This is a genomic window from Palleronia pontilimi (assembly GCF_016412875.1).
Lineage (GTDB): Bacteria > Pseudomonadota > Alphaproteobacteria > Rhodobacterales > Rhodobacteraceae > Palleronia > Palleronia pontilimi.
Map to the genome: position 1 here is coordinate 1 of NZ_JAEKPD010000014.1, position 18,542 is coordinate 18,542.

Annotated in this window: 16 protein-coding genes; 8 read left to right on the plus strand and 8 right to left on the minus strand. The window is 65.3% G+C overall.

The window, feature by feature from the left end; genetic code table 11:
• Positions 1–334 (plus strand): integrase core domain-containing protein (locus tag ILP92_RS13300; RefSeq protein WP_198916905.1); only part of this gene is annotated, 334 nt, incomplete at its 5' end.
• A 440-nt stretch (positions 335–774) separates the two neighbouring features.
• Here the strand turns inward: ILP92_RS13300 and cynS are convergent.
• Genes cynS through ILP92_RS13325 form a run of 5 tightly spaced genes read right to left on the minus strand, consistent with a single transcriptional unit; the run spans position 775 to position 4,930 of the window.
• A complete protein-coding gene (gene cynS / locus ILP92_RS13305; RefSeq protein ID WP_368667887.1) occupies positions 775–1,245 on the minus strand; it encodes a cyanase in 471 nt (156 codons plus the stop codon).
• A 47-nt stretch (positions 1,246–1,292) separates the two neighbouring features.
• Positions 1,293–1,772 (minus strand): nuclear transport factor 2 family protein, encoded by a 480-nt coding sequence (locus ILP92_RS13310; RefSeq protein ID WP_198916906.1) that lies wholly within the window; start codon positions 1,770–1,772, stop codon positions 1,293–1,295.
• A gap of 12 nt (positions 1,773–1,784) precedes the next feature.
• Entirely contained in the window at positions 1,785–2,690 is a 906-nt protein-coding gene (locus ILP92_RS13315; protein WP_198916907.1) for an ABC transporter ATP-binding protein, read from the minus strand.
• A gap of 11 nt (positions 2,691–2,701) precedes the next feature.
• Positions 2,702–3,538, minus strand: a complete 837-nt coding sequence (gene ntrB, locus ILP92_RS13320; RefSeq protein WP_235971407.1) for a nitrate ABC transporter permease — start codon at positions 3,536–3,538, stop codon at positions 2,702–2,704.
• A gap of 3 nt (positions 3,539–3,541) precedes the next feature.
• Positions 3,542–4,930 (minus strand): CmpA/NrtA family ABC transporter substrate-binding protein, encoded by a 1,389-nt coding sequence (locus ILP92_RS13325; RefSeq protein WP_198916908.1) that lies wholly within the window; start codon positions 4,928–4,930, stop codon positions 3,542–3,544.
• Positions 4,931–5,133: 203 nt separating this feature from the next.
• Here ILP92_RS13325 and ILP92_RS13330 point away from each other — a divergent pair, with 203 nt between their 5' ends.
• Positions 5,134–6,990: a sigma 54-interacting transcriptional regulator gene (locus tag ILP92_RS13330; RefSeq protein WP_198916909.1), complete on the plus strand. Its 1,857-nt coding sequence runs from the start codon at positions 5,134–5,136 to the stop codon at positions 6,988–6,990.
• A gap of 48 nt (positions 6,991–7,038) precedes the next feature.
• On the opposite strand, the gene ILP92_RS13335 is transcribed toward ILP92_RS13330, so the two are convergent.
• From ILP92_RS13335 to dctP, 3 genes are all read right to left on the minus strand, one after another.
• Complete coding sequence (locus ILP92_RS13335; RefSeq protein WP_198916910.1) at positions 7,039–8,394, minus strand: TRAP transporter large permease; 1,356 nt, start codon at positions 8,392–8,394, stop codon at positions 7,039–7,041.
• Between the two features lie 3 nt (positions 8,395–8,397).
• Positions 8,398–9,711, minus strand: a complete 1,314-nt coding sequence (locus ILP92_RS13340; protein ID WP_198916911.1) for a TRAP transporter small permease subunit — start codon at positions 9,709–9,711, stop codon at positions 8,398–8,400.
• Between the two features lie 92 nt (positions 9,712–9,803).
• Positions 9,804–10,901: a TRAP transporter substrate-binding protein DctP gene (dctP, locus tag ILP92_RS13345; protein WP_198916912.1), complete on the minus strand. Its 1,098-nt coding sequence runs from the start codon at positions 10,899–10,901 to the stop codon at positions 9,804–9,806.
• A 439-nt stretch (positions 10,902–11,340) separates the two neighbouring features.
• Between dctP and ILP92_RS13350 the strand changes: the two genes are divergently transcribed.
• From ILP92_RS13350 to ILP92_RS13375, 6 genes are all read left to right on the plus strand, one after another.
• Entirely contained in the window at positions 11,341–11,925 is a 585-nt protein-coding gene (locus ILP92_RS13350; protein WP_198917035.1) for an ANTAR domain-containing response regulator, read from the plus strand.
• The gene (locus ILP92_RS13355) at positions 11,922–13,100 is read left to right on the plus strand and encodes a CmpA/NrtA family ABC transporter substrate-binding protein (RefSeq protein ID WP_198916913.1); all 1,179 of its coding nucleotides are present in this window, start codon (positions 11,922–11,924) and stop codon (positions 13,098–13,100) included. Before ILP92_RS13350 ends, ILP92_RS13355 begins: the two co-directional genes overlap by 4 nt.
• Before the next feature lie 262 nt (positions 13,101–13,362).
• Positions 13,363–14,730, plus strand: coding sequence for a CmpA/NrtA family ABC transporter substrate-binding protein (locus ILP92_RS13360; RefSeq protein ID WP_198916914.1), 1,368 nt, complete (start codon positions 13,363–13,365; stop codon positions 14,728–14,730).
• A gap of 96 nt (positions 14,731–14,826) precedes the next feature.
• Positions 14,827–15,903, plus strand: a complete 1,077-nt coding sequence (locus tag ILP92_RS13365; RefSeq protein WP_198916915.1) for an ABC transporter permease — start codon at positions 14,827–14,829, stop codon at positions 15,901–15,903.
• 5 nt (positions 15,904–15,908) lie between these two features.
• Positions 15,909–17,579 carry an ABC transporter ATP-binding protein gene (locus ILP92_RS13370; RefSeq protein WP_198916916.1) on the plus strand — a complete coding sequence of 557 codons (1,671 nt, stop codon included), beginning with the start codon at positions 15,909–15,911 and terminating at the stop codon, positions 17,577–17,579.
• Between the two features lie 17 nt (positions 17,580–17,596).
• On the plus strand, positions 17,597–18,532 hold the full coding sequence (locus tag ILP92_RS13375; protein ID WP_198916917.1) for a GAF domain-containing protein: 936 nt from the start codon (positions 17,597–17,599) through the stop codon (positions 18,530–18,532).
• Positions 18,533–18,542: the final 10 nt, after the last annotated feature.

Below are 18,542 nucleotides of genomic sequence, written 5' to 3' on the forward strand. Positions count from 1 at the left end.
AACGGGACTGGTTCACCATAGCGACCGCGGCAGTCAGTATCTGTCCATCAAATACACCGAGCGCCTTGCCGAGGCCGGGATAGAACCCTCTGTGGGCAGCGTCGGTGACAGCTACGACAATGCCTTGGCCGAGACGATCAACGGGCTGTTCAAGGCCGAGGTCATCCATCGCCGCGGTCCGTGGCGCAGCTTCGAGGCCGTCGAATACGCGACCCTGGAATGGGTGGACTGGTTCAACAATCGACGCCTGCTCGAGCCCATCGGAAATGTCCCGCCCGCTGAAGCAGAGGCCAACTTCTACGCCGCTCTGGAAACTGAACCCATAGCCGCGTAACTAATCGCAATCAGCCTCCGGCAAACCCGGCGCGGTTCAGACCGTAGACCGTAGCCCGACCTAAGACTAGTTCCCTGGCGCTTGCAGTAGTACTCATGCCCGGAACCCTCAGTTCTCGAACCTTGGCATCGTTCGAAATCTTGGGGCGTCCCCTCTTACCGTTTGTTGGCCCGAGTCTTGGCGATACCTACTGCCTGGCGCTTTCGGATAATGTTCCGCCCAAAGTAACCGCGGGCCCCCATCATCTGAAGCCGCAGGTTGGCAGAGGCATTATCGGAGATTCGGTAGAGGCCAGTACACATCTGCCTTCCAGTCGAAATGTAAGGGCCACAAAGAGTAACGCGATCGCCCGTGCCAGCGTACGCGATCATGTTCCGTACGCTGGCGTCGGCTGGGCATCGTTGTATCAGACGGCCACGACCTCCACTCGAAAGGCCGCGCTACCAGGAGTTGTAGGCCAGGTACTTGCCGGACATCTCGACCTTCACGCGGTCGCCTTTTTCGTGCGGCACGCGGGTCACCGACATGTCGAAGTCGATGGCCGACATGATGCCGGTGCCGAACTTCTCTTCGACCAGCGCCTTGAGCGTCGGACCGTAGACGCCGACGATTTCGTAGAAGCGATAGATGCAGGGATCGGTCGGGACGGATTGTTCCCAGACCTTCGTGGGCGGCTCGTTCAGCACGCTGGCGGCTTCTTGCGGCAGGCCCATGGCGCTGACCAGAGCCTCGGCCTTGTCCTTCGGGAAGGCGTTCATGCCCATGCAGGCCGAGTGGGTCCAGACCGGCGACATGCCGATCGCCTCGGCGATGCCCTCCCAGGTCATGCCAGCCTGTTTCTTGGCCGACAGGATCATCAGGGTGACGTCTTCCTTGGTCATCATGGTGGGAACCTCATAACTGTCTTTCACGTGTTGTCCTCCTTGTCGTTTTGGGGGTGCGGGATGGGGTGGCAAAGCTAGAGGCCGAGCTCCGTCAGGCCCGGATGTCCCTCGGGCCGCGGGCCGTGCGGCCAGTGGAACAGGCGGTCCTGCGCGTCGATCGGGACGTCGTTGATGGATGCATGGCGCACGGCCATGTGGCCGCTGTCGCTGAATTCCCAGTTCTCGTTGCCATGGGCGCGGAACCACTGGCCCGCCGTGTCGTGCCATTCGTAGCAGAAGCGCACGGCGATGCGGCTGGCGTCGTGGGCCCAGATTTCCTTGATCAGCCGATAGCCGTTCTCCTTCTGCCACTTGTCGGTCAGGAACGCCTCGACCTCGGCACGGCCGTTCAGGAACGTGTCGCGGTTGCGCCAGCGCGTGTCGGGCGTGTAGGCCAACGCCACCTTTTGCGGATCACGGGTGTTCCAGGCATCTTCGGCCATGCGCACCTTGCGGACGGCGTCTTCGAAGCTGAAGGGCGGCAGCGGCGGGCGTTCGGGGGAGTTCGGAGTCATGGCAATGCACCGTCAGTCGTTCACCGCCCGTAAGGGCGGGGCGGTTTCGGGATCGGCCTCCGCCGCGGCGGTCTTGTCGATGCGCACGGGGGTGGGCCGCTGTTCGGCCCCGTCGCCCTGTTGCCCCGCCAGCTCTTTCGAGCGCAGGCCGAGGAAATGCACCAGGTGGTTGCGGATCGCATAGTAGTTGGGATGTTCGACGATCTCGGTCCGGTTGCGGGGCCGCGGGATCGTGATCTCGACCGATTCCGACACCCGCGCGAACGGTCCGTTGGTCATCAGCAGGATGCGGTCGGCCAGCAGGATCGCCTCGTCTATGTCGTGGGTGATCATGAACACGGTCTGCTCCGTGCCGCCCCAGATCTTCAGCAGCTCGTCCTGGATGGTGCCGCGGGTCAGCGCGTCCAGCGCGCCGAACGGCTCGTCCAGCAGCAAGAGCTTGGGGTGGTTGGCGAAGGCCCGCGCGATGGACACGCGCTGGCGCATCCCGCCCGACAGCTGCGACGGCTTGCGGTGCACCACGTCACCTTCGAGCCCCACCATGGCCAGGTACTTGCGGGCGTGGGCCTCGACCTCGGATTTCGTCCAGCCCGGCTCGCGCGCCTTGACGCCGAAGGTGACGTTCTTCAGCGTCGACAGCCACGGCAGCAGCGAATAGTTCTGGAAGACCACGCCGCGGTCCAGCGACGGGCCCGAGATCTCGGCCCCGTCCATCGTCACCGCGCCCGACGTGGGCTCGGCCAGGCCCGCGAGGATGTTCATGATCGTCGACTTGCCGCAGCCCGAATGGCCCAGGATGCAGACGAATTCGCCCTGTTCGATGCCGAAGCTGGCGTTTTCGAAGACGGTCAGGGTGCCGCCCTGCCCGTCCGGAAATTGCTGGGTCAGCCGGTCGATGCTGAGAAACGGTTTTGACATGGAGCCTCTTTCTATTCCGCGTAGGCGACGGCGCGCTGCAGGAAGCCGAAGGCGGCATCCAGCAGCATCCCGACGACGCCGATCATGAGGATCGAGAAGATGACCGAGGTCAGGTCGAGGTTGTTCCACTCGTTCCAGACGTAGTAGCCGATGCCGGTGCCCCCGACGAGCATCTCGGCGGCCACGATCACCAGCCACGCGATGCCGATGGAGATCCGCATGCCCGTGACGATGGTCGGCGCGGCGGCGGGCAGGATCACCGTGAACGCGGTGCGCAAGCTTCCCAGCTCGTGGGTGCGCGCGACGTTGACCCAGTCCTTGCGGACCCCCGCGACACCGAAGGCCGTGTTCAGCAGCATCGGCCAGATCGAGCAGATGAAGATGACGAAGATCGCTGACGCTTCGCTGTCCTGGATGATGAACAGCGCCAGCGGCATCCATGCCAGCGGCGAGATCGGGCGCAGCACCTGGATGAACGGGTTGAACGCCTTGTAGGCGACCTGGCTCATCCCGATCAGGAAGCCCAGCGGGATCGCGACGACAGCGGCCAGGACGTATCCCGTCAGCACGCGGTAGATCGAATAGCCGATCTGGATGCCGATGCCCTTGTCGTTGGGACCGGCGTCATAGAACGGGTCGGACAGCTGTTCCCACGCCTTGGACAGGACCTGGCTGGGCGGCGGCACGCCCGCCTTGGGTTGCCCGCCGCCGGTCAGCCGTTCGTATTCGGTCAGTTCCCCGACGGCCTTCTGGGCGGGGATCACGGATTCCCAGATCAGAAGACCGACGACCAGCATCACCACCGACAGGATCGCCGCGCGCTGGTTTACGGAAAGATTGTCCAGCATGGATCAGCCCTTTCCGATGGCGAAGCTCGACACGTATTCCGCGGCCATTTCCGGATCGAAGGTCTTGCCCATGATGGTGTGGGATTTGTAGGTGACGTCCGGCGCAGTGTAGCCCAGGTCCTCCATCACCTTCTTGGCGTCGGCGGCCAGATAGACCTGCTCGGCCACGCCCTTGTAGTCCACGTCGCCTTCGATATAGCCCCAGCGCTTCATCTGGGTCAGGATCCACACCCCCATCGAGTGCCAGGGGAAGGGATCGAAGTCGATGCGGTCGGGCACCTGCTGCACCTCGCCCAGGCCGTCGGCATAGGTGCCGGTCAGCACCTGTTCGATCACCGTCACGGGCTGGTTCAGGTAGTTGGTCGGCGCGATGGCTTCCGAGATTTCCTTGCGGTTTTCGGCCTGCGAGGCGTATTGCGTCGCGTCGATGATCGACTTCAGCAGCGCGCCATAGGTGTTGGGCAGCTCGGTCGCGAAGGACAGGGGCGCCGCGAAGGCGCAGCAGGGATGCCCTTCCCAGATTTCCTTGGTCAGGACGTGGATGAAGCCGATGCCTTCGTAGACCGCGCGCTGGTTGAACGGGTCCGGCGACAGGTAGCCGTCCAGGTTTCCGGCGCGCAGGTTGGCGACCATTTCGGGCGGCGGCACGACGCGGATCTGGATGTCCACGTCCGGGTCCAGCCCGAATTCGGCCACGTAATAGCGCAGCAAAAAATTGTGCATCGAGTATTCGAACGGCACCCCGAAGGTGAAGCCCTTCCACTGCGCCGGGTCGCGCTTGTCCATGTGTTCGTTGGACAGCACGATGGCCTGGCCGTTGATGTTCTCGACCGCGGGCATGATGTAGGGCTCGGCCACCGAGCCTGCGCCCAGCGTCATCGCCAGCGGCATGGGCGTCAGCATGTGCGACGCGTCGTATTCACCCGCCAGCGACTTGTCGCGGGCCACGGCCCAACCGGCCGTCTTGATGACTTGCGCGTTCAGGCCGTAGCGCTCGTAGAAGCCCAGCGGCTGGGCCATGATGATCGGCGTGGCGCAGGTGATCGGCACGAAGCCGATGTTCAGATCGGTTTTTTCGGGGGGGCCGAGATTGTCCAGAATGGCGGCCTTGGCCTGATCCATGGGGAAGACGGACGCCAAAGCCGCGGCGACCGTGCCGCCGCCCAGCATCCCCATGAACGACCGCCGTCCGATATCGCTGTGACCGAACACGGACCGGACCACGGCGCTTTCGACCGCGCGTTGCAGCATGTCTTCCGACGACATCTGCAGCGGCTCGCGATGGCGGGCGTCGTGGCCGTGGCCGGACGCGCAGCCGTCGCAGCCGCAATCGGCGCCATGCCGCAGATCGGTCTTGTCCGAGAACGGATTTCCAAGGCTCTTCGTCGTCATCGTTTTCCCCTTTGTGCCAAGCGTTAACCAAATGCTGACAGCGGAAAGCACCGGGCGGAAGTGGATGCGCAATATTTGTGCAGCGCATAAATCCCATTTAATTCAAATATTTACTGAGCCCTCGCCGCGGTGGGTTTTACGAAAAGTCGTAACTTACGATATTTCGTTCCCGCGTGCTGCGTCGCGGCACTAGGCTCGTGCCCATGACGATCGATCTGCTCCACACCGATTCCCTTTTGCAGGCTTTCCCGGACGCGGCGCTCGTCCTGGACTTGAGCCGGGACCGCGTCGTTCGATGGAACCGGCACGCGGCGGACCTGCTGGCGGGCAGTCCAGATGCGCCTGCCCTGCCCTTTTCCAGCTACCTGGGAAGCGCGCTGCCGCAATTCGTCGTCTTCATCGACGAGGTCGATTATCGCGGCGAAGGCTGGAGCCGGGATGTCGCCCTGCGCTCCGAAGACGGCCGCACGCTGAGATGCGAGATCAGGGCAGCGCCCGTTGCGGGCAAACAGGGCTGGATCATCCTGACGCTCACCGACCTGAGCGCGCTGGAACGCCGGGCCGAACTGGCGGCCCTGGCCGAAACCTTTCGCGCCGGTCTGCTGGAATGGAAGCGCACCGAAAGCTTCTTCGCCGAGCTCGAGCGGCAGAACCAACTGATCCTGAACGCCGCCGGGGAAGGGATCTACGGCGTCAACGCCGAGGGCAAGACCACCTTCGTCAACCGCGCCGCGCAAGAGATGCTGGGCTGGACCACCGAGGATCTGCTGGGCAACGATATCCATTCAATCATCCACCATCACCATCTCAACGGTGAGGTCTATCCATCCCAGCAATGCCCGATCTACCGCTCGTTCCGGTTCGAGCAGGTCAACCGCATCGAGGACGAGGTGTTCTGGCGAAAGGACGGCAAACCGATCCGCGTCGAATACGTCTCGACCCCGATCTACGACCAGCGGGTGCTCGCGGGCGCCGTGGTGATCTTCCGCGATATCACCGAGCGCAAGGAAAACGAGCGCAAGCTGCGCGATGCCCTGGCCCAGGTGGCCGCCCTGCGCGACCGGCTGGAGGAAGAAAATGCCTACCTGCAGGAAGCCATCACGTCAGAGCGCGCGCATCACGCCATCATCGGAACCTCGCCCGCCATCAAGCAGATCCTCATGCGCATCGATTTAGTGGCGGGCACCGATGCGACGGTCCTCATATCGGGCGAGACGGGCACCGGGAAGTCGCTGGTCGCGACCGAGATCCACAAGACCAGCCCCCGGGCGCGCAGGCCGCTGATCCACTTCAAGTGCAGCTCGGTCGCGCGCGAAGAGGTCGAGGCCGAGCTGTTCGGCCAGGTGCGCGGTGCGCCCGGCGGCGCGTCCCGCGACAAGGCGGGCAAGCTGGAACTGGCCCATGGCGGCACGTTGTTCCTGGACGATGTCGAGGAACTGCCGCTCGAGATCCAGGGCAAGCTGCTGGCCAGCCTGCAGAACAAGACGGTCAAACGGCTGGGCGACACGCGCGAGAAGCCCGTGGATATCCGCGTCATCGCCTCGACGTCGTTGACGGATGCGCAGGCGCGGCGCGGGCATCGCATCCGGGACGATCTGTACCTGTTCCTGAACGTCTTCCCGATCACCTGCGTGCCCCTGCGCGAGCGGCCGGAAGATATCCCGCTTCTGGCCGATCACCTGTTGAAGATCGTCTGCCGCAGGCTGAACAGGCCGGTCCGGGTTCTGACCGAGCGGGTCGTGCTGCAGCTTCAAGCCTACGACTGGCCCGGCAACCTGCGCGAGCTGCACAACGTCATGGAACGGGCGGCGATCGTGTCGCGGGACACGAAACTGGTGATCGAGCTGGGCGAAACCGCGTCGAGCCTTCAGGCGCACACGGCCTTCCTGACCGAAGCGCAGATGCAGGAGCTGTCGCGCAGGAACCTGGTGGCAGTCCTGCGGGAAACGGGTGGCCGGGTCTCGGGTGACGCGGGTGCCGCCGCGCTGCTCGGCGTCAAGCCGACCACGCTCTATTCCCGCGTCAAGGCGTTCGGGATCTCGGACACCGACTGGACCTGAGCGGTCGTCGGCATGGGGCGGACCGGCAAGACGGTCCGCCCGTGGGCCTTAGCCGTATACCAGTCTTGGCAACCAGGTGATGATCTGCGGATAGAGCATGCACAAGGTCAGACCGACCACCTGCAGGAACAGGAACGGCAGGGCGGACTTGAAGATGTCGCTCATGGGGATCTCGGGCGGGGCCACGCCGCGCAGGTAGAACAGCGCGTAGCCGAAGGGCGGCGACAGGAAGCTCATCTGCATGTTCACGAGGTAGAGCACCCCGAACCACAGCACCAGGTCCTCGCTGCTGTCCAGCCCGAAGGCCTGCGCGCCCAGCGCCTTGATGATCGGCACGAAGATCGGCACGCACAGCAGCAGGATGCCCACCCAGTCCAGGAACATGCCCAGGATCACCAGCAGGATCTGCATCAGGATCAGGATGCCCCAGGGACCAAGTCCCGTGGCCGCCAACGAGTCCTGCACGAATTGCTGCCCGCCTTCCAGCACGTAGAGCCCCACGAAGATCGTCGCGCCGAACATGATCCAGATCACCATGGCCGACGCTTTCAGCGTGGTCGTGCAGGCTTCCCGGATTGTGGGCCAGTCCAGCTTGCGGTGGATGGCGGCCACGATGAAGGCACCGAAGGTGCCGATGCCCGCGGCTTCCACAGGCGTGGCGACACCCGAGAAGATGATGCCCAGGACCACCACGACCAGCGTGATCGGGGCCGCCATCTTGCCGATCAGCCGCACCTTTTCGGCGTTGGACACGCGCTCGGCCACCGGGATCGCGGGTCCGAGGTCGGGATTGATGGTGCAGCGGATCACCACGTACAGGATGTACATCCCCGACAGCAGCAGCCCGGGGATGACCGCGCCGATGAACAGCTCGCCCACCGACTGCTCGGCCACGACGGCGTAGATGATCGCCAGGATCGACGGCGGGATCAGGATGCCAAGGGTGCCCCCGGCCATGATCGAGCCCATGGCGATCTTGGGGTCGTAGTGGCGCTTCAGCATCGCCGGCAGCGCGATGATGCCCATGGTGACCACCGCCGCGCCGATCACGCCGACCATGGCCGCAAGGATCGTCGACGCGATGACCGTGGCCGCGGCCAGGCCGCCCTTCACGCCGCCCAGCACCTTGTAGATCACGTCGAACATGTCGTTGATGATGCCCGCCCGTTCCAGCATTGCCGCCATGAAGATGAACAGCGGGATGGCCGATAGCTGGTAGTTCGTCATCAGCGGGAAGATGCGGCTTGGCACGATGTTCAGCGCCTGCGCGTCGCCCAGCACGAACAGGAAGACGCAAGCCAGCCCGCCCGTGACGAAGGCCAGCGGCAGGCCCGCCATCAGCAGCACGAGCAGGCTGCCGAACATGATGGCGGTTAGAAGCTCGATTCCGATATCGATACCCATGGATCAGTTACCCCGTGCGATTTCACGGATGTCCTTGGACACCTTCGAAATTCCTTGCAAAACCAGCAGCAGACCGCCGATCACCATTACCCATTTCATCGGCCAGAGCGGCACTTCCCATTCGTTGAAGCTGATCTCGCCCCAGCGGATGTTGCCGTCCGTCCATTGCTCAAGCGTCATGCCCGCGAACATCTCGCGCAGGCTGATCTGGCCGCGCGCGAAATCCGACACGATCGAATTGCCCGACGGCACGGCGATGGCGTCCATGGCGAAGATCCACGACGTGACCAGCAGCGTGCCCGCGAAGATGAAGAAGAAGATCGACGTCAGCAGGTCCACCCACGCCTTCCGCTTCTTCGGCAGCGGCGCATAGAAGATGTCCACGCGCACGTGGCTTTCGGTCAGCATCGCGTAGGCGCCCGCGATCAGGTATTGCATCCCGAACATCAGGTACATCGCCTCGTGCGCCCAGTTCGTGGGCGAGCCGAAGACGTACCGCGCCAAGACCTCGTAGTAGTAGACGAAGACCGCGATCACCGCCCAGTAGGCGACGAACTCGCCGCAGAACAGCGACAGGCGGTCGATCCAGTTCTCGGCGTATTCGCGGTCGTGTTTCGGTCCCTCTTCGGCCTCGGCGGCCATCAGCGCCTTCTCGGCCTCGGTCGGCTCCTCGTAGGCGGGCAGGCTGTCGTTGGCGCGCCGGACCATCCCGGGGATCAGGATCAGATCGATCAGCAGCAGCGCCAGGATCAGGTAGAATGCGTATCCGGCCGCGTCGTCCCAGAAGGCCCGGTTGCGGGCGGCCTCGTCGCGGCGGGGGCCGAATTCCTCGAGCGCGGTGCGGGCTTCGGTCAGCCGCGCTTCGCCCTTCGATATGGTGTCCCGGGCGCGGGTCAGCCGACGCTCGGCGCTGCGCTGGGTGAACGACCCCTCTTCGGCCTCGTCGAAGGCGGCTTGCAGCTCGGCGAGATCGGCGCGCGCTTCCTCGACGCGGCCCTCTTCACGCTCCAGCGTCCGTTCGGCCACGCGCAACTGGTTCTGGAACCCCGACAACGTGGTGCGGGCGTCCTGCGTCTGGCCGTTGGCATACAGCACGAACAGGAAGATCGGCAGGTAAACTAGGCCCAGCATGCTTTTCAGATAGAAGCGGTGCAGCCCCAAGATGCCGCCCGTGACGGCAATCATGTAGGCCAGCGGGATGGAGTACCGCTTTTCGGACGGTTGCGCGCGGCGCGACAGCACCATCGCGACCAGGGGAAAGACAATCAGTCCCACCCAGTAGAACCAGTGGGGCAGCGTGAAGCTGAGACCGGGCATCGTTCGGCCCTCTTTATATTGGACGGTGTCGTTGAAAACCGCCCGGCGCACGCGGTGGCGCGCCGGGCGGATCGAAAGCGCGGATCAGGCGATCAGAGCTTCAGCTCGAGACCTTCGGTCAGGGCCGGGTCCACGTAACCCAGCGAGCCCGACTGCATGTAATCGAGCTGGATCTTGAACACCCGCGCCGCGTTCGGATCGCGGTTGGCGTAATCGAACCAGATCGGCACGGCCACTTCGGTCATCAGTTCCACGTCGTCCTGGGTCAGGCGCGTCACTTCGGTGCCGTCGGCTTCGAACTTGCCCCAGGCTTCCTGGTCGGCGGCCTGGATCGCGGCGTGGTGCATGTCGGAATAGCTGTGCGTTTCCATCTCGACGAATTGCTGCATCTCGGGCGACAGCGCGTCCCAGGCGGGCTTGCCCACCGTGATGTCCATGATGTCGACCGGCTGGTACAGCGACATGAAGCCCGGGGGTCCCATGACGATATAGTCGGTGACCTGGCTGAACCCGAGCGCGTAGTTGACCGCGGGGCCCACGTAATCGGCCACGTCGATGGTGCCCTTTTCCAGAGCCGGGAAGATTTCCGAGCCGGGCAGAACGGTCGTCTCGGCGCCGATCTGGGTGAAGACCTCGGCCACCATGCCGCCGGGCAGGCGCATCTTGCGGCCCGCGAAATCGTCGATGGACCGGATCGGCACCTTCGAGTGGATGATGTTGGGGCCGTGATGGACGGGGCCGACGAAATGCAGGCCCTGCTCGGCGTAAAGCTCGCGCGCGATGTCGATGCCGCCGAGGCCGTAGTAGAAGACGTCGAATTCGTGCGGATTGCGCAGACCCAGCGGGATCGAGGTCAGGAACGTGGCCGCGGGAATGATGCCCTGGGCATAGATCGTGAACGGGTTCACCGCTTCGAGCACGCCGTTCTTCACCGCGTCATACAGCTGAAAATCGCCCACGACATCGTTCGCGCCGAAGGGCTGGAACGTCAGCTCGCCACCGGTCTTTTCGGCGATGCTGCCACACCACTCCCTGAAGATCTGCAATCCCGCGCCGCCCGGCCAGCTGGTCTGGATCTTCCAGGTGGTTCCGTGGGCCGCGGCCGTCGCCACGTGCGGAGCGGCCAGTCCGGCGGCTCCGGCGGTTGCAATACCGCGCAATGCGGACCGGCGCGTAAGAATTCTTGTCATCATATCCTCCCTTTATTCGGCCGTTTCCGCTGGTCGTAGCGTCTGGCCCTTTGCGGACCCTAACGAAAGATCAGGGAAATGGTAGGCAATTATTCGCTCATCCGAAGGTTGCAGTGCCGGAGCATGATGTCGTTGCATCAGGCGCGATCGCGGCTGCGAAGCGAGGCCCAGCGCCCGGTAAAAACCTGCAAATCACGTCAAGCATCGCCCCAGCCGACCCGCACTCCTGCGGTCACCGATTCTGACAAAGCTCGTTCAGCCACCCCCCGGGTCCCTTGCTCGGAAGCGATCAGCCCGATACGCCGCGCGATCCGCGAAAAGCGTCGAGAGTGGGCATCGGGGCCAGCACGTGCCCAATCCGGCGGCGTGTGTGATCCGTCCACCCCGCCGCCGTCGGTTCTGGCTGGTCAACCGGATCGGCTTCGGATCATCGAACGCCATGGTCGAGCCGCTTTCCGTCGTCGTTGTCGAACCCGATCCGGATCGGGCGCGCCTGATCGTCGACGCGCTCAGGGATGCCACCGACTACAGGATCCACGTCGTGGCCGAGCGCGCATCGCTGGCGCGCCAGATCGTGCAGGTCAAGCCGGATCTCGTCCTGGTCGACGTGGCCGATCCGTCGCGCGACATCATCGAAGAGCTGACGCTGGCCAGCGGTCCGCTGGACCGCCCCGTCGCCCTGTTCGTGGACCGCAGCGATACCGGCCTCTCGACCGCGGCCATCGAGGCGGGCCTGTCGGCCTACGTGGTCGATGGCCTGACGCCGTCGCGGGTGAAGCCCGTGCTGGACGCAGCCATCGCGCGGTTTCGCCTGATGCAGCGGATGCGGGCCGAGCTGGCCGAAACCAAGCGCGCGCTGGAAGACCGCAAGGTGATCGACCGGGCCAAGGGCCTTTTGATGCGCGCCCGCGGCATCACCGAGGACGAGGCCTATGCCCTGCTGCGCAAGACGGCCATGGACCAGGGACGCCGCGTGGCCGATGTCGCCGCGGCCCTCGTCACCGCCGCCGGTCTGCTGGGATGAGAGCCACGCCGCTGGATATCGGGTTCGTGCCGCTTGTCGACGCGGCGCCGCTGATCGTCGCCCAGGAAATGGGCTTCGCGGCCGAGGAAGGCATCGCCCTGGCGCTGCACCGCGCGCCGTCCTGGGCGAGCGCCCGCGATGCGCTGAGCTTCGGGCAGGTCAGTGCGGCGCACATGCTGGCGCCGGTCCCGGTGGCGATCGCGCTGGGGCTCGGCGGGGGCGGCACCGCGATCGACGCGGTGTCGGTCCTGTCGGTGAACGGGACGACCGTGGGCGTCAGCACCGATCTGGCCCTGCGGCTGCGCGACGCGGGCCATCCGTTCGATTTCGCCGACGCGACCGCCGCCGGGGGCGCGTTGATCGCGGCGACCCGGGGGCCGCTGCGCATCGGCGTGCCGTTCCCGTTCTCGATGCACGCCGAGCTGGTCTTCTACTGGCTGTCGGCCCTGGGCCATCCCAGCCCGCAAAGCCTGATCGTGCGCACCGTGCCCCCGTCGCTGATGGCCGACGCGATCCGGGCGGGTGAAATCGACGCCTTCTGCGTGGGCGAGCCCTGGGGATCCAAGGTGGTCGAAAGCGGCATGGGCCAGCTGCTGCTGCCCGGAGCCGCGATCTGGGCCTTCGCGCCCGAAAAGGTCCTGGCCGTGCGCCGCGACTGGGCCGAGGACCAGCCGGACCTGTCGGGCCGCCTGATCCGCGCCGTCTGGCGCGCGGGGCGGTGGCTTGACGAGGAAGGCGGCCGGTCGCTGGCCGCGGATCTGCTGGCGCGCCCGCAATACCTGGACGTCGCCCCGGACCTGATCGAACGCGCCATGTCGGGCCAGTTGACGATCGCCACATCGGGGGACGCGCGCAATGTCCACCGCTTCATCGGCTTTCACGACGGCGCGGTCAGCCTGCCGTGGCGCAGCCAGGCCGCGTGGATCGGCGGGCAGATCGCGGCGCGCACCGGGCTGGACCGCGACCGCGCCATGCGCGACGCCGCAGGCGTGTTCCGCAGCGACCTGCACCGCGCGGCCCTTGCATCCACAGGGGGCGATCTGCCGGCCGCGTCGATGCGAATCGAGGGCGCGCTGGACCGGGATACCCAAGTGCCGTCCGAGCGCGGCGGCGCGTTGAAATTGTGCAGGAACGCCTTTTTCGACGGCAGCAGGTTTGACCCGGGATTCGCGTGACGCCCACATAACGGGCAGAGCGCCGGGCATTTGCTGCAATGCGGCGCAGATGGCCCGAACGCCCGATAAATCACTTCCCTTGAGACACCGACGGGCGCATTTCTTAACCGTCGGCAGGCAACGGGGCCCGCCATGACGCAAACACCCGAAAGACCGGGATGATGAGCAAAGCCGCTCGACCCTTCGCCAGCCAGGCGAGGTGCGTCAGCGGCTTTTTCGCGTTTTGGCCGGCCCCGAAGCCGGCCCGTAAGGGGACGATACAATGAAACAGATTCTGATCGGCCTGGCGGCCACCACCTTTCTTTCCAGCCCCGTCGCGGCGCAGATGCTGGACCTGGAAAAAGAGGAACTGACCCTCGGCTTCATCAAGCTGACCGACATGGCACCGCTCGCCGTCGCCTACGAGCAGGGATATTTCCTGGACGAAGGCCTGTTCGTCACGCTCGAGGCGCAAGCGAACTGGAAGGTCCTTCTGGACGGCGTCATCGACGGCACGCTCGATGGCGCGCACATGCTGGCGGGCCAGCCCCTGGCCGCCACCATCGGCTACGGGACCGAAGCGCATATCATCACCCCCTTCTCGATGGACCTGAACGGCAACGGGATCACCGTGTCGAACGAGGTGTGGGAGATGATGAAGCCGAACATCCCCGAGAACGCCGACGGGCTGCCCCAGCACCCGATCAGCGCCGAAGCGCTGGCACCGGTCGTCGAAAGCTTCAACGCCAAGGGCGAAGCCTTCAAGATGGGCATGGTCTTTCCCGTCTCGACCCACAATTACGAACTGCGCTACTGGCTGGCCGCGGGCGGTCTGAACCCCGGCTTCTACAGCGACGGCGACGCCACGGGCCAGATCGACGCCGACGTGCTGCTGTCGGTCACCCCGCCGCCGCAGATGCCCTCGACCCTCGAGGCGGGCACCATCCACGGATATTGCGTGGGCGAGCCGTGGAACCAGCAGGCGGTCTTCAAGGGGATCGGGGTTCCGGTCATCACCGATTACGAGATCTGGAAGAACAATCCCGAAAAGGTCTTCGGCATCACCGCCGAATTCGCGGAAGAGAACCCGAACACCACCTTGGCGCTGACCAAGGCCCTGATCCGCGCGGCCATCTGGCTCGACGAAAACGACAACGCCAACCGCGAAGAAGCGGTCGAGATCCTGGCCCGTCCCGAATACGTGGGCGCGGATCCGGAAGTCATCGCCAACTCGATGACCGGCACCTTCGAATACGAAAAGGGCGACGTGCGCGACGTGCCCGACTTCAACGTCTTCTTCCGCTATAACGCGACCTATCCGTATTACTCGGACGCGATCTGGTACCTGACCCAGATGCGCCGCTGGGGCCAGATCCCCGAGGCCAAGGACGACCAGTGGTATTTCGACACCGCCGAGCGCGTCTATCGCCCCGACATCTACCTGCAGGCCGCGCGGATGCTGGTGGACGAGGGCATGGCCCCCGAAGACGGGTTCCCGTGGGACACCGACGGCTTCAAAGAGCCGACGCCCGCCGAGGATATCATCGACGGGCTGGCCTATGATGGGCGCGACCCCACCGGGTATCTCGAAAGCCTGGAGATCGGTTTGAAGGACGGCCAGACGGTCAACGGCGCGGGCGTCGAAGGCTAGGCCGCGCGGGTGCGCCGCGCAGGCGCACCCTCCCCCGCAGCACGCGATTTCAGGCGCACAGCGTTCAACCAGATCACCGATAGACCGGAGCATTCCATGACCGCCGTCGATCCGAACACCATCGAAGCCAACCACCGCGAAGCGCGCCGCGCCGTGTGGTTCACCCGCATCAACAAGGCCGACGCCTGGTTGAACGTGCTGGGCCTGTCCTTCGTTACGCCGCTTCTGCGCGCCGTCGCGGGCGACAACCCCCGAGCGCAGATCACCGAGATCTGGCGCCTTCTGGGTGTCCCGCTTCTGTCCATCGCCGCGTTCCTGACGCTCTGGGCTGTCTTGGCCCCGCAGGTGCAGACATCGCTGGGCGCGGTGCCCGGCCCCGCACAGGTCTGGTCGGAAGCACGCGGCCTGCATGCCGACGCAGTGCGCACCGGGGAAAGCCGCGCGCGGTTCCAGGAACAGGTCGCCACACTGAACGAGCGGCGCATCGCCAACGGACAGGAGCCCACGGAGCGCGCCTATACCGGTGCGCCGTCCTTCTATCAGCAGATCCGCACGTCGATCGGCACTGTCTTTTTCGGCTTCCTCGTCGCCACGGCGGTCGCCGTCCCGTTGGGCATCGCGGCGGGCCTGTCGCCCACCGCCAATGCCGCGTTGAACCCGATCATCCAGATCTTCAAGCCGGTCAGCCCGCTGGCCTGGCTGCCCATCGTCACCATGATCGTGTCGGCGGTTTACGCCACCAATGACGGCCTGTTTGCCAAGTCCTTCTTGGTGTCGGCCATCACGGTCACGCTGTGCTCGCTCTGGCCCACGCTCATCAACACGGCCCTTGGGGTCGCGTCCATCGACAAGGACCTGGTGAACGTGTCCAAGGTGCTGAAAATGAACACCTATACCAAGATCACCAAGCTGGTCCTGCCCTCGGCCCTGCCGCTGATCTTCACCGGGTTGCGCCTGTCGCTCGGCGTCGGCTGGATGGTCCTGATCGCCGCCGAAATGCTGGCGCAGAACCCTGGCCTCGGCAAGTTCGTCTGGGACGAGTTCCAGAACGGCAGCTCGTCCTCGCTGGCGCGCATCATGGTCGCGGTGTTCACCATCGGCATCATCGGCTTCCTGCTCGATCGGCTGATGTTCGCGATCCAGGCCGCCTTCACCTTCACGAACCAGCGGTGAGCGGCATGGGAATCCTGACATTCGAAGGCGTGTCGAAAAGCTATGGCGACACGCCCGTCCTGAAGGACATCGACCTGGACGTGGCCGAAGGCGAGTTCCTGGTCCTGCTTGGCTTTTCGGGCACCGGCAAGACGACCCTGATCAACCTGATGGCGGGGCTGGAAAGCCCCACCAGCGGCAAGATCGCCTTTCGCGGCAAGCCCGTCACCGGCCCCGGCCCCGAGCGTGGGGTCATCTTCCAAAGCTATTCGCTGATGCCGTGGCTGACCGTCTCGGGCAATGTCCGCCTGGCCGTCGACACCGTGTTTCCGAAGATGTCGGGCAAGGACAAGGACGCCAAGGTCGCCCATTACGTCAAGATGGTGGGCCTGTCGCACGCCGCGCAGCGCCGCCCGGCCGAGCTGTCGGGCGGCATGCGCCAGCGCGTCAACGTCGCCCGCGCGCTGGCCATGAACCCCGAATTGCTGCTGCTGGACGAGCCGCTGTCGGCGCTGGACGCGCTGACCCGCGCCAACCTGGCCGACGAGATCGAGGCGATCTGGACCCAGGAAAAGCAGACCTGCGTGCTCATCACCAACGACGTGGACGAGGCCATCGTGCTGGCCGACCGGATCATCGCCCTGCGGCCCGACGGCACGCTGGGTCGGGAATTCAAGGTCGCCATCCCCCGCCCACGCGAGCGCGGCGAGATGAACCACCACGACGGCTTCAAGCGCCTGCGCGCGGACGTGACCCGCTACCTGATGGATGCGGGGATCACGGCGGCCACGGCCGACACGCGCAGCCTGCCCAACGTCACGCCGATCCACGGTGTGCCGAAGGCGCAGAAGGACGCGTCTGAAGGCCTGATCGACGAGCGGTTCCTGGATTTCAGCCAGCTGCACAAGGTCTATCCGACCCCGAAGGGTCCGCTGACCGTGGTCGAGGATTTCGACCTCAAGGTGAACCGGGGCGAGTTCATTTCGCTCATCGGACATTCGGGCTGCGGCAAGTCCACGGTACTGACCATGGCGGCGGGCCTGAACGACATCTCCAAGGGTGCGATCAAGTTGGACGGTCGCCACGTCATGGGCGCGGATCCCGAACGCGCGGTCGTGTTCCAGTCGCCGTCGCTGTTTCCGTGGCTGACCGCCAAGGAAAACGTCGCCATCGGCGTCGACAAGGTCTATCCCGCGGCCAGCCGGGCCGAGCGGCAGGAAGTGGTCGAATACTACCTCGAGCGCGTGGGCCTGGGCAACGCGATGGACAAGTCCGCCAACGAGCTGTCGAACGGCATGAAGCAGCGCGTGGGCATCGCCCGCGCCTTCGCCCTCAGTCCCAAGCTGCTTCTGCTGGACGAGCCCTTCGGGATGCTGGATTCGCTCACCCGCTGGGAACTGCAGGAAGTGCTGATGGAGGTCTGGGACCGCACCAAGGTCACCGCCATCTGCGTCACCCACGACGTGGACGAGGCGATCCTGCTGGCCGACCGCGTGGTGATGATGACCAACGGCCCGCAGGCCACCATCGGCCGGATCGTCGACGTGGATCTGCCGCGCCCGCGCACCCGCAAGGCGCTGCTGGAACACCCCGACTACTACCTTTACCGCGAGCAGGTGCTCAATTTCCTCGAGGAATACGAGCACGGCGCGCGTCCGAAATCCCAGCCGGCCCGTCCGGCGGTCGCAGCGGAGTAGGCGCGATGGACACAGCGATGGACTTGGTCACCGAAAACCCGGCGAAGACATTCGTCGAGGTGACCGAAATCTGGATCCCCGAAGGCGACAGGCTGGTCCTGTCCGGCGGCGTCTACGGCCCGCATGACCGCTTCGCCGAAGCCTCGCGCGCCGAGACCTTCGCCCTGGGCGAAGGGTTGCCCGGCAAGGCCTGGGCCGAAGCGCGCCCAGTGGTCCTGAAGGCCTTCGACGGGTCGTATTTCAAACGGACCGAGGCCGCCAGGCAGGTCGGATTGACCAGCGCCGTGGCGATCCCGATCTTCGCGGGACGGACGCTGAAGGCGGTCGTGGTGGTTCTCTGCGCCGACGACGCCACCCGCACCGGCGCGATCGAGGTCTGGGCCGAGGCCGACGGCATCCTGACCCTCGCCGACGGCTATTACGGGGCGGCCACGCATTTCGAATGGGTCAGCCAGCATACCAGCTTCCCCAGGGGCCAGGGTCTGCCCGGCGGGGTCTGGTCCGCGCTGACGCCAATCCTGATGCGCGATCTGGGATCGGGCTACCGCTTCGTGCGGTCCGAATCCGCGGGACAGGCGGGGCTGACCACGGGCCTTGGCCTGCCGATCCCGGTGCCGGGCGGTGCCACCTTCGTGCTGACGCTGCTATCGGCCAAGGGCACGCCCATCGCGCGGCGGTTCGAGATCTGGGACGCCCGCGCCGCCAAGACCGGAACCCGCGATGCGGCGAAGCTGGTCGACGGCATCTGCGAACGCGACGGCCCGCTCTGGGACCCCGAAAACGCGGGGCGCGAGCGGGTGGCCACCGCGTGGGAAGGTCCCATCGGCCGGGTGCTGGCCACCGGCGTCCCGGTCGCGGAAACCGGCGCCGCGGCGCAGGGCTACGCGATGATGGTCGCGATGCCGATCCACCGGGGCGGGGAACTCGCCCATGTCGTTGCATGGTATTGCTGAGGAGCGCGTG